The organism is Sphaerisporangium sp. NPDC049002 (genome assembly GCF_040649355.1).
In the GTDB taxonomy this organism is placed as follows: domain Bacteria; phylum Actinomycetota; class Actinomycetes; order Streptosporangiales; family Streptosporangiaceae; genus Sphaerisporangium.
Window position 1 is genome coordinate 22,844 of sequence record NZ_JBEZFH010000063.1, and the last position, 11,520, is coordinate 34,363.

The following is an 11,520-nucleotide window of genomic DNA, read 5'->3' on the forward strand; positions in this document are numbered from 1 at the left end:
AAGCATGAAATAACGGATATTCAGATCACAACACGCCGCACCAATAGCGTCAAGATCTCTATGAGTCCCAGCCGCTTCACCTAAGAGATCGCATCTCGCCCTGATCGTCAAGCATGCGTTTGCTCGCTAAGCCGGCGCCGAAACGACGGAATGTGTCACGATCGCCGGGTGATGGCAGGGTTGCGGGTTCTGGCGATCGTGGCCGGACTGGGGCTGGCGCTGACCGGACCGGGGATGACGGAGGGCCGCGGGGTGCTGGACGGATTCGTGATCGGGCACGTACCCGGCGACGTGGCCACGAGCACGTCGGATTTCGAGTACGAGCCGGAGGACGGCGTCCGCTTCACCTCACGGGTCTGGGAACGGGAGACAGACGACGGCGGGCATGCGGTCGACCTGATGATCATCGTCATGCGCGCCGGCCGTTTCACCGCGCTCGACGGCCTACGCGACTTCATGTCGGCGTACCACGAGCGCGCTCCGGCCTCGTGGACGAATGTCCAGATCGGCGCCCGGCCTGGCCTCAAGGCTGCCGGGCAGGTGTTCTGGCTGGTGGAGCCGGGCGTCGCGGTGTCCGTCACGATCGACACCGCGCGATTCGGCGACGGCGAGCTGATGGCCGTGGCCGAGGGCGTCCGCGAGCAGCGAGGCGCTGGTGAGGCCGGCCGGAGGTGATTCACGGGTGTTCACGGTCAGGTGCGATCACGATCGGCGGTCGGCCCCGCGCGGCCAGGAATAGCCGGCCTCCGGTCGCCACGTTGTACCTGGCATGACCGCCACATCGTTCAACCCGCGCACGCTGCTCGCGGAAAGCCGGCTCGGTGTCCTCGCGACGATCAAGTCGGACGGCCGCCCCCAGCTCTCCCCCGTCATGCCCTTCTACGACCAGGAGGCCGATGTCATCTACGTTTCGATGACCGAGGGGCGGGCCAAGACGGCGAATCTGCGTCGGGACCCACGAGCCACGCTGGAGGTGACCAGCCCCGACGGCTGGGCATGGGCCACCGCCGAGGGCACCGCGACACTCACCGGCCCGGGAACCGACCCGCACGGTCCCGAGGTCGAGGCACTGGTGGACTATTACCGCAACGCCTCCGGGGAGCACCCGGACTGGGACGAGTACCGGTCGGTGATGGTGTCCGACCGCAGGGTGCTCATGGCGATGACGGTCGACCACGTGTACGGCGCCAAGATCGGCTGACAGGAGTTCCGAAGAACCTTCGTACGCCCGGGTCCACGTCGGCGAGGGACGGAGGTGGCCGGTGACCGGATCGGCGAACTCCATGGGTCATGGTGTCGGCACCACCATGGGGGTGCCGGTCACCGGGTCGGGGACGACGATGCTCGGCAGGTCGAAGACCTCCCGCACGAGCGTCGCGTCCACGATGTCGGCGGGCGCGCCCTCCGCGGCCACTCCGCCGTCCTTCATCGCCACCAGATGGTCCGCGTACCGGCACGCCTGGTTGATGTCGTGCAGGACCGCGATCACCGTGCGTCCCTCGTCCCGCAGTCTCGCGAGCAGATTGAGCAGTTGGTACTGGTGCGTGATGTCGAGAAAGGTGGTGGGCTCGTCGAGCAGCAGGTACGGCGTCTCCTGGGCCAGCACCATCGCGATCCACACTCGTTGCCTTTGGCCGCCGGACAGTTCGGCGACAGGCCGCTCGGAGAGGTCGGCGACTCCGGCCGCCGCCATGGCGGTGGCCACGGCGCGTTCGTCCTCCGGCGACCAGGTGGCCAGCAACGACTGGTGCGGGTAACGGCCACGGGCGACCAGCCGCTTCACCATGACGTTCTCCGGGGGGACGAGTCCCTGAGGCAGGAAGGCGACCTCCCGGGCGATCGCCTTCGGCCGGTAGCCGGCCACGTCGCGGCCGTCGAAGCTCACCATCCCGGCCGTGGGCTTGAGCAGCCGGACGAACGCGCGCAGGAGCGTCGACTTGCCGCACCCGTTGGCGCCGACGACGGCGGTGAACGCGCCGTCCGGGATGTCGAGGTTCACCCGCGTCGCCACCACCCGGTCACCGTAGGCGAGGGTGATGTCCCTGGCGGTCAGCCGCGCTGCCACGGTCGCCTCATTTCCCTGAAGAGCAGCCAGATGAGATAGGAACCGCCGATCGCGGTCGTCACGACGCCGACCGGCAACGCGACAGGGGCGAGCAGCAGTTGCGCGATGAGGTCGGCGGCCAGCAGAAGCACCGCGCCGGTCAGGGCCGCGGGCAGCAGCGGCACGCCGGCCAGGCCGGCCGTACCGGCCAGCCTGCCGCCGATCTGCGGCGCGGCGAGCGCGATGAACACGATCGGCCCCGCGACCGCCGTCACCGTGGCGGTACAGCCGACGCCGGCCAGCACGAGCAGCACCCGCAGCCGGTTCAGGTCGACGCCGGAGGTGACCGCGAGTTCGTCGTCGAGCACCGCCTGCCGCATCGCGTACGACAGCGTGGCCAGCAGCAGCGCGAGCACGCCGATGATGAGGAACGCCGGGCGCACCTGGACCCATTCGACGCCGTTCAGCGATCCCGCGCTCCATCCGGTCGCCGTGATCGCCACGTCCATCTCGGCCCTCAGCACGATCCACGAGTTGACCGCGGTCAAGATGGCATTCACCGCGATCCCGATGACGACCAGCCGCAGGCCGCTGAGCCCGGAGTCGAGCGACAGGAAGTAGACGACGGCCGCGGCGAGCAGCCCGCCGAGTACCGAGCCGAGCGTGAGCTGCACCGCCGTGCCACCGACCACGGTGATCGCGACCAGCACGCCGGTGTACGCGCCCGCGTCGAGGCCGATGACGTCCGGGCTGCCGAGCGGGTTACGGGTGAGGTTCTGGAAGACCGCCCCGGCCAGGCCGAGCGCGGCGCCGAAGACCAGCGCGGAGGCGACCCTCGGCGCGCGCCACTCCCGCACCACCAACGCCGAGTCGCCGTGACCGGCGAGCGCGGCCAGCACGTCCTGCGGAGAGGTCCAGGTGCCCCCGTGGCACAGGCCTACCAGCGCGAGCGGTAGCGCGACGGCGATCAGGGTCAGCGACACCGTGACGATACGCCGCTCGATCCTCGCCGAGAATCGTCCGGCGCGCAGCACCAGAGTGGTCACAGGGTCACCGCCCCGTAACGCCGTACCGCCCAGATCAGGACCGGGCCGCCGAGGAACGCGGTGACGACCGCCACAGGAACCTCACCGGTCGGCAGCAGCACGCGCGCCGCGACGTCGGAGGCGAGCAGCAGGATCGGGCCGAGCAGGATCGTGTACACCATCAGCCACGGAATCGACCCGGCGGCCGGTCGGCGGGCCAGGTGCGGCACGATGAGCCCCACGAAGGCGATCGGTCCTGCGACCGCGGTGGCGACCCCGGCGAGTACGGTGACCAGCACCAGTACGGCCGCTCTGGTCCGTGCCACCCGGCCGCCGAGCACCTGGGCGATCTGCTCGCCGAGGACCAGGGCGTTCAGCGGCCGGGTCACCGCCATGGCGCCGGCGAGCGCGATGATGATCAGCAGCAGCGGGGCGGTCAGGGGCATCCGCTCGTGACCGGCGAGCGCCCCGGCCGACCAGAACCGAAACCGGTCGAAGACGTCGGGAAGCATCAGCCGCATGCCGAGCGAGACGCCCGCCAGCACCGACGAGAGCGCGACCCCGGCGAGGACCAGCCGCAGCGGGGAGGTCCGGCCGACCGTGTACACCAGCAGGGCCGCGAGCACCGCTCCGGCGGCCGCGAACAGCAGTTGAGCGGCCTGCGTCTCCGCGAGGCGCAGTGCTCCGGCCATGGTGATGGCGAAGGCCGCGCCGGCGGTCACCCCGAGGACGCCGGGTTCGGCCAGCGGGTTGCGGGTCAGCGTCTGGATCAGCGTGCCGGACGCGCCGAGCGCCGCGCCGACACAGATGCCGAGGACGGTACGCGGGACACGGACATCCCAGATGATCAGCTGATCGTCGGTGCCGGCGTGGCCGGCGAGGGCACGCCAGATCTCCACCGGCGCGATGGTGCGCGCCCCGACGCTCACGCTGGCGCACGCGGCGACCAGCAGCAGCAGGACGCACAGAACCAGGTAGGCGGTCTTCTTCGGCAGGTCACTCCTCAAGCCCGGCAACTCCGCGCTTCCAGTAGCCGGTGATCAGCGAGTCGAGCCGTCCGTCACTCCACTCGCGCAGTGGTTTGACGGCATCCTTCTCACCGGCGGCGAACAGGAAGGTCCGCGCTTCGGGCAGGGGCAGCGTCCGTACCGTGGCGGCGAGCCGGGAGTGCGTGCCTTCGCGGACCAGCCGGGTCACCTCCACCCCGTCGCGCCGCGCGAGGGGGTAGGCCTGCTCGGCCTCGTCATCTGTCTCGATCACGACCTGGGCGGACACCTCGGCCGGAGACTCCGCCAGCCAGCGTGCCACCGCCGGGAGGCTGGTGGAGTCGGCCGCGAACACGTAGTGCCGGTAGTTGTGCGGGAACGCCTTGGCCCCGGGGGGACCGGCGATGGCGACCTGGTCGCCCACCGCGGCGGTCGTGGCCCAGGTCGAGGCGACGCCTCCGGCGTGCAGGACGAAGTCCAGGTCGAGCTCGCCGGCGTCGGCGTCGAACCGCCGTACGGTGTACTTCCGTGTCGTGGGCAGCGGCCTGGGCCAGTCCAGCGTCAGTTCCTCGTTGGCGACCGGGACGCGACGGGTGCCGTCCGGGTCGGGAAGTACGATCTTGATGTGGTCGTCGGCCTGGTAGGTGTGGAACCCCTCCAGTTCCGGGCCCCCGAGGGTGAGCCGCAGCATCCGCGGGGTCACGTACTGCCGTGCGAGGACCGAGACGGCGCGGATCCCGATCGGGTAGCCGATGCGAGCGATGCCGCTGCCCGTGCCGTGATGGCGGGCGACGCGCTGCCGTGGGTTCCGCCGGTCCATGCTCATCGGTCCCGCAGCGGCGCGAGCGCCCGGTCGATCGCGTCCAGGGTCGTGAGCGCCGAGCCGTACGTCGCCGCCTCCGTGTATCGCAGCGGGAAGACGTTGCCTGCCTTGACCGCGGGCAGGTTCTTCCACAGCTTGGAGTCCAGCACGTACTGCACCGCCTCGCTCACCGAGCCGTCGGGGTCCACCGTGTACGAGATGGCGTCGGCCTCGCCGAGGCTTTCCGGAAGTTTCTCGATCGAGGGGTACTCGGTGACGTCGAGCGCGCCCCCGCCCTTCTTCTTGACCTCGCCGTAGTAGGTCACGCCGATGTCCTGGGCGATGTTGGTCCCCCACGAACCGGCGAACTCGCGGTGGAACGTCCCCTTGGCGACCTCACCGTAGGCGCCGACGTGGCCGAATCTCAGGCCGTTCAGAGCGGACCTGTACTTGTCCGCGAGCTCCGCAGCCTTCTTCTCGTACGCGGACTTGGCGGCGTCGAAGCGGTCGAGGCGGCCCGCGGCGTCGGCCTGCCGCCGGGACTGCTCGCGCCAGCCTGACGGGGTGGTCGGGCCGATCGCCACGACGGGGGCGATGGACTTCAGCCGGTCCAGGTTGATCTCGGCGAGCACCGGCTTCGGCACGCCGATGACGATCAGGTCCGGCTTGGCGGCGGCGATGGCCTCGTAGTTGGTCTCGGCCGCCGTCTCTCCCGCGATCTTGGGCAGGTTGTCGTACGTGGCGCGCTGCTCCGCGGTCATCAGCGGCAGACCGCGCTGCCAGCTGGAGACACCGGCCAGGGCTGCGCCCGTCTCGATCAGCACCGGTACCGCGTACCCGGTGGCGACGACCCTCTTGGGAAATGCCGGGATCGTGACGTCGCCGTTGTCGGCGGTGAACACCCGGGTCCCCGCCGCGCCGGCCTCCGTTCCACCGGACGCGGCAGACCCGGTGGAAGCTGTCGAACCTGTCGGACCTGTGGAACCACAGGCCACCAGGCCGAACGAGAGAACCAGCGCACCGGCCAGGCGCCAGGGCCGTCGAGAAGACATGAACGTGATCCTTCGCAATAAATCAAGACAAAAGGGCTGCCGAGTACGGCAGCGTCTAGTTAGGTTAGCCTTGCCAAACATGGCTCTGGTGTCGCGCAGAGGCCACTCGATAGCGATAGGAGGTCACTCTGTGACGCTTTCGCACCCTTCCAGGACGGATCCGGTGTCGTGCGAGGAGTACGGCTACGGCCTCGGCAGGCCCGACGGCATCCTGGTGCTCAAGTACCGCTCGGCGGCGGTGCTCGAATTCGGGCAGAGCCGGGAGGACTTCCTGCACCAGCTCTACTGGTCCCCCGACGGCCTGCTCTCCACCAGGCACGGCGCCGACGCCCGGTTCATCGGCTCGCGCGAGGCTTTCTGGGCGCACCGCGCGGTGAGCCACGAGGTGTACGCCGCTGACCGGCAGACGGTGTACCGGATCTGTCTGCGCGAGGTGCCGTCCGCGCTCACCGGGCTCCGGGCCGGGGCTGTCTTCATCGACGAGGAGGCCGCGCGGCTCGTCTTGGAGATCGCCCGCCACGATCAGGACGAGGACGAGGCGCTCGCCGCCCGCCGCCGCATCATGGCCGGGCTCGGCGCGGCCACCGGCGAGTCCGCGGGCCGCCACGCCAACGGAACCGGTTTCGCGATGCAGGTCGCCCGTGCGCTGTCACACGATCCCGGCGACCCGCTCCGCCTGGACGAATGGGCCGAACGCCTGCACATCAGCATCAAGACCCTGCAACGCGACTTCGACCGCGAATTCGGCATGTCGTATTCGGAGTGGCGTACCGGGTTGCGGCTGCGCGCGGCACGGGCCCTGCTGGAGACCTGCCCGGTGGCCGAGGTCGCCCGGCGAGTCGGCTACGCCACACCGTCCGCCTTCATCGCCGCCTTCACCAGACAGTACGGCTGCACCCCCGGCCGCTACGCGCTTCGCCGGCCTGGCTCCGCCTGACGGCCATGACGCGGTGCCCGACCTCTGACAAGCCGCTCGACCCGTCGCCCCCGGCCGGAGGCGTCCGGCAGGCACGCGGGGTCGCCACATCGACGGCGGGCCTGATCCAAGGCGGCGACACCCAGAAACATTAAGGAAACCTTCCTATTGACAACGGAGGTGACGCCGGTGTTACATCCTCTTAATTTAAGCCGTGAAGGTACTTCCGGGCAGGACGGGACACGTCGGCGTGCGGCCCCCCGCACGCCGTGCCGGCGTGGGCCGGAAGCCCGTTCCCGGCAAGGACCACAGACCGGAGGTCTCCATGCGCAAACCCCGGCTCCTCCTCATGGCCGCGGCCGTGGTCGTCACCCTGACCAGTGGCCTGGTCTCCGTCACGAGCAATGACCGGGCCGAAGCCGCCATCGGCCCCGTCACCTGGTCCGACGAGTTCAACGGCGCCGCAGGGACGTCCATCGACGGTTCAAAGTGGAAGTTCGACACAGGTGGCAGCGGCTGGGGCAACAACGAGTTGCAGTACTACACCAACTCGACCCGCAACGTGTACCAGGACGGGCAGGGCCACCTCGCCATCACCGCCCGCAAGGAGAACCCGTCCAACCTGCAGTGCCACTACGGCACCTGCCAGTACACCTCCGGCCGCATCCTGACCGCGGACAAGTTCAGCCAGGCGTACGGCCGCTTCGAGGCCAGCATCAAGATTCCCAAGGGTCAGGGCATCTGGCCGGCGTTCTGGATGCTCGGCGGCAACAACTGGCCGGCCACCGGCGAGATCGACATCATGGAGAACGTCGGCAACACGCCGAACACCGTCTACGGCACCGTGCACGGCCCCGGCTACTCCGGCGGCAGCGGCGTCGGCGGCAACCGCACGATCGGCGCGCCGCTCGGCGACGGCTTCCACAGCTACCGGGTCGACTGGTCTCCCAACCTCATCATCTGGTACCTGGACGGCTCGGAGTACTTCCGCGTCACGCCGGCCAACATCCGCGGCAACCAGTGGGTCTTCGACCACCCGTTCTTCATGATCCTCAACGTGGCCGTCGGCGGATACTGGCCGGGCAACCCGGACGCCAGCACCTCGTTCCCGCAGACGATGCTGGTCGACTACGTCCGCGTCTCGGCGTGGACCAACGACGGGCCCGGGACCGGCAACGCGCTGAAGTCCAACCTGAACGGTCGCTGCATCGACATCCCCTCCGCCAACCCCGCCGACGCCGCCCGCCTGCAGATGTACGACTGCAACGGCACCGCCGCCCAGCAGTGGTCGATCAACACTGACGGCACCATCCGCGCGATGGGCAAGTGCATGGACGCCGCGGCGGCCGGCACCGCCAACGGCACGCCGATCCAGCTCTACACGTGCAACGGCACCGGCGCCCAGCGCTTCACGCTCACCGCGGCCGGCGACCTGGTGAACACGACCGCCAACCGCTGCGTCGACATCGTCGATCGCAACACCGCGAACGGCGCGCTCCTCCAACTGTGGGACTGCGGCGGCGCGTCCAACCAGAAGTGGACCCGCGCCTGACCCCTCGACCGACGCGAAAGGCCGGCAGCCCGTGCTGCCGGCCTTTCGCGGCATCGGCGGTCAAGACGCACAGATCGGGACTCACTCCGGCTCGTTGCCCGCCGGCCCGCCCACGGTGAACGACGTGGTGACTCCCTCGTACATCAGATGGGCGACGAGCCCTTCGGTCGCGTGCGGCAGGTTGTGACAGTGGTCCATCCAGATGCCGGGGTTGTCGGCGACGAAGGCGATGTCGTACGACTCGCCGTTGCCGACCTCCAGCGAGTCCACCCACCACGGGCTTCCCGTCGCGGCCACACCGTCGCGGCTCAGCACCACGGCGTGGTGGCCGTGCAGGTGCATGGGGTGCGTCTCGCCGCTGTGGTTGGAGATGCGCATGCGCACCACGTCACCCTCGGCGACGACGAACATCGGCACGTCCGGGAACATATGGCCGTTGATGGTCCACCAGATCCCGGGACGCCCGTCGAGGAAGCCGGGACGGCGCCCTATCTCGTACACGAACCGCCGATCCGGTCTGTCCGGGTCGAGCCCGATCGGCGCCGGTGCGCCATAGGAGAGCATGTTCAGCGTCGTCGCGGGCCGGGGGACGGCTGGCGCGTCGTACGATCGCGAACCGAGCACGACGCCGGTCGGGCCACCGATGTGGACCCGCACCGGTGAGCCGTCCTCGGGCATGGTCACCTCGATGTCGGCACGGCCTCCCGCGGTCACGAGCACGGCGGTGTCGCGTACGGGAGCGGGCCCGTTCAGGTCGGTCCCGTCAAGGGCGACAAGCCGGAACGGCGCACCGCCGACCCACACCGGCGTCTGGCCGTTCTCGGTGTTGATCACCCGTACACGTACCCGATCACCGGGGCGCGCCTCGGCACGATCGTCGCCCTCCCGCCCGTTGACGGTGCGGGCCCCGTCGTACAGGTGCAGCAGCGCCACCACGTCGACGGTGCCGGCGGGCGGCCGCGGTGCCGGGGCCACCACCAGAGCGCCGAGCAGACCCCGGCGAACCTGCTCGTGGGACACCTGGTGGGAGTGGTACCAGAACGTGCCCGCCTGGTCGGCGACGAAGCGGTAGGTGAACGACTGGCCCACGCCGACCGCGTCCTGGGTCACGCCGGCGACCCCGTCCACGGCGTTGGGCACGTCGACGCCGTGCCAGTGCAGCGTCATGCCGTCAGGAACCGACTCGTTGACCAGCCTGACCTGCACCAACTGTCCGACGGTCGCGCGGATGACCGGGCCGGGCGACGTGCCGTTCAGCGTGTACCCATCGACGAAGCGGCCCGTGGGCAGCTTGAACCGCTGCCTGCGTGCGATCAGGGTGACCGCGACGTCCGCCTTGCGGGCCGGATCGGCGGTGAAGGAGGCGACGCCGCGCCCTGACGCGGCGTGCCCCGGCGAGCTCGCCCCCGAGTGAGCTCCATGTCCCGAAGATCCGCCCCCCGAACCGGCCGCGTGGGCCGGGCGGCCGCCCCCGTAATCCTCGTACCCCATGTCCATCACGGAGTACGCCTCCGGCATCAGACTGCCCTGCCAGAGCCACGTCAGCGGACCGAGTATGGCGATGGTCGCGACGCCCGCGACGGCGAGGCGTATGCGTCCGCCGTCTCGGCGAGTCCCCTTCATACGGCGTGCCGTCAGCCGACGGTCCCGATACGCGATTCCGGCCGGACCCGCGCGCTCACACCCGTACCGCGGCCGCGGCTCGCGGCGTAGACGGCCGCGCCGAACAGCAGCAGCGCGTTGAGGCCGTGCAGGGCGCCCAGGGCGGGGATGTCGTGGGCGACGACGCCCAGGGAGACCTGGACCACGACGAGCAGGAGTACCAGGCCGGCCGCCTTCACCGCTCCCGGGACCTTCGTGAAGAACGAGGAGATCAGAAGGAGCACCGCGATCAACGGGATGACCATCGTCCCGTTGATGCCATGGATCACAAAGCCGACGATCTCAGGGAACGCCGAGGCGTCGCTCTCGATGACCGCTTTGTCGAGCACGCCGCCCTGCTCGACCCACTTTTTCAGTCCGGCGTCGGCGAAGACCACCGCCATCGCCTGCACGGCGACCTCGACCGCGACGAGGTAGGCCAGGACCTTGTAAACCGGTTTCATGAAGTTCTCCCCATCCGGGAACTGAGGAGCCCTCTTGCGTTACGGGGCATGCGATCTCCTCGTGCGTCGGGCAGCGTCCGTCTCCGCACGCTGATTACTTTGCACAGGTGAAGGTAGGAAATCCGGCTTGGGAAAGACTTGTCGGCGAATGGGAAGGCGCTGCCCGCGGTGACGCCTGGCCGCGCCGCGCCCGCATTGTCACCCGGGCATCGGCCGGCGCGGCGGGGTGGCATCGCCACCCACGCATCGCTTTCGGCCGCCGCATGAACGATTCGGGCGGGCAAAGAGAGCACGCCAGAGGATGTGCCGGCGGTACGGGCGAAATACCGTTGTGCGACCTCGCCCACCGGTAGAGCACCCGTGATCCGCGGCTCGAACGCGGTCAGGCGCCGGACCTGGTCTTCGGCCCCGCCGAACCGAGCCGCGCCGGGCCGCGCCGCACCGCCTGAGCGCCCTCGAACCAGTCACAACCAGAAGACCGGCTCCCCGCGGTCCCTACGGCATCGGGAAGACGGCCCCCGCACAGAGGAGTCTGGATGCTACCCCTGATCGGCAGCGACGTCGCGACCAAGATTGACGATCTCATAGGCAACACCCCCTTGCTCCGCCTCGCCCTTGACGGCCTGCCTTCGGCCACCACCCTGCTCGCCAAGCTGGAGTCGGCGAACCCGCTGTCGAGCATCAAGGACCGGGTGGCCCTGCGCATGATCGAGGAGGCCGAGGCGTCCGGCGCGCTGACACCCGGCGCGACCGTCATCGAGTCGACCTCGGGCAACACCGGCATCGCCCTGGCCGCGCTGGCGGTCAGCCGGGGTTACCCGTGCATCGTGGTCATGCCGGACAACGCGTCGCGGGAACGCCTGCTGACCCTGCGCATGCTGGGCGCCCAGGTGGAGTTCACCGACCACGTCCTCGGGTTCCAGGGATGCGTCGATCGGGCGGAGGTTCTGCACCGTGACGCGGCGACTCGCCCTTGTGAGGCGCTCTTCGAGCGATGGCCGGCCGGCAGGCGCCGCGAGGCGAAGCTGGAGTGGCTGT

General features: G+C 69.7%; 12 protein-coding genes. 5 read left to right on the forward strand and 7 right to left on the reverse strand.

Annotated features, from left to right (window positions below):
- Window positions 1-171: 171 nt before the first annotated feature.
- Both AB0B89_RS15455 and AB0B89_RS15460 read left to right on the forward strand, forming a co-directional pair.
- A complete protein-coding gene (locus tag AB0B89_RS15455) occupies window positions 172-675 on the forward strand; it encodes a hypothetical protein (protein ID WP_358552686.1) in 504 nt (167 codons plus the stop codon).
- Between the two features lie 94 nt (window positions 676-769).
- Window positions 770-1,201, forward strand: coding sequence for a PPOX class F420-dependent oxidoreductase (locus tag AB0B89_RS15460; protein ID WP_358552688.1), 432 nt, complete (start codon window positions 770-772; stop codon window positions 1,199-1,201).
- An 87-nt stretch (window positions 1,202-1,288) separates the two neighbouring features.
- Here AB0B89_RS15460 and AB0B89_RS15465 read toward each other — a convergent pair whose 3' ends face one another.
- The 5 genes from AB0B89_RS15465 to AB0B89_RS15485 are packed head-to-tail and all read right to left on the reverse strand — an operon-like array spanning window position 1,289 to window position 5,909.
- Window positions 1,289-2,065 carry an ABC transporter ATP-binding protein gene (locus AB0B89_RS15465; RefSeq protein ID WP_358552690.1) on the reverse strand — a complete coding sequence of 259 codons (777 nt, stop codon included), beginning with the start codon at window positions 2,063-2,065 and terminating at the stop codon, window positions 1,289-1,291.
- Entirely contained in the window at window positions 2,050-3,090 is a 1,041-nt protein-coding gene (locus tag AB0B89_RS15470; protein ID WP_358552692.1) for an iron chelate uptake ABC transporter family permease subunit, read from the reverse strand. Before AB0B89_RS15470 ends, AB0B89_RS15465 begins: the two co-directional genes overlap by 16 nt.
- Window positions 3,087-4,076 (reverse strand): iron chelate uptake ABC transporter family permease subunit, encoded by a 990-nt coding sequence (locus AB0B89_RS15475; RefSeq protein ID WP_358552694.1) that lies wholly within the window; start codon window positions 4,074-4,076, stop codon window positions 3,087-3,089. The genes AB0B89_RS15470 and AB0B89_RS15475 overlap by 4 nt, the downstream gene beginning before the upstream one ends.
- The gene (locus AB0B89_RS15480) at window positions 4,066-4,875 is read right to left on the reverse strand and encodes a siderophore-interacting protein (protein ID WP_358552696.1); all 810 of its coding nucleotides are present in this window, start codon (window positions 4,873-4,875) and stop codon (window positions 4,066-4,068) included. The genes AB0B89_RS15475 and AB0B89_RS15480 overlap by 11 nt, the downstream gene beginning before the upstream one ends.
- A gap of 2 nt (window positions 4,876-4,877) precedes the next feature.
- Window positions 4,878-5,909, reverse strand: a complete 1,032-nt coding sequence (locus AB0B89_RS15485) for an ABC transporter substrate-binding protein (protein ID WP_358552698.1) — start codon at window positions 5,907-5,909, stop codon at window positions 4,878-4,880.
- Between the two features lie 130 nt (window positions 5,910-6,039).
- Between AB0B89_RS15485 and AB0B89_RS15490 the strand changes: the two genes are divergently transcribed.
- Together AB0B89_RS15490 and AB0B89_RS15495 are read left to right on the forward strand one after the other, a co-directional pair.
- Complete coding sequence (locus AB0B89_RS15490) at window positions 6,040-6,846, forward strand: AraC family transcriptional regulator (RefSeq protein ID WP_358552700.1); 807 nt, start codon at window positions 6,040-6,042, stop codon at window positions 6,844-6,846.
- 304 nt (window positions 6,847-7,150) lie between these two features.
- Window positions 7,151-8,377, forward strand: coding sequence for a family 16 glycosylhydrolase (locus tag AB0B89_RS15495; protein ID WP_358552702.1), 1,227 nt, complete (start codon window positions 7,151-7,153; stop codon window positions 8,375-8,377).
- Between the two features lie 81 nt (window positions 8,378-8,458).
- Here AB0B89_RS15495 and AB0B89_RS15500 read toward each other — a convergent pair whose 3' ends face one another.
- Both AB0B89_RS15500 and AB0B89_RS15505 read right to left on the reverse strand, forming a co-directional pair.
- Complete coding sequence (locus tag AB0B89_RS15500; protein WP_358552704.1) at window positions 8,459-10,000, reverse strand: multicopper oxidase family protein; 1,542 nt, start codon at window positions 9,998-10,000, stop codon at window positions 8,459-8,461.
- 11 nt (window positions 10,001-10,011) lie between these two features.
- Window positions 10,012-10,482, reverse strand: coding sequence for a hypothetical protein (locus tag AB0B89_RS15505; RefSeq protein WP_358552706.1), 471 nt, complete (start codon window positions 10,480-10,482; stop codon window positions 10,012-10,014).
- Window positions 10,483-11,018: 536 nt separating this feature from the next.
- Here AB0B89_RS15505 and AB0B89_RS15510 point away from each other — a divergent pair.
- Window positions 11,019-11,520: pyridoxal-phosphate dependent enzyme (locus AB0B89_RS15510; RefSeq protein ID WP_358552708.1), on the forward strand; the 502-nt coding region annotated here is incomplete at its 3' end.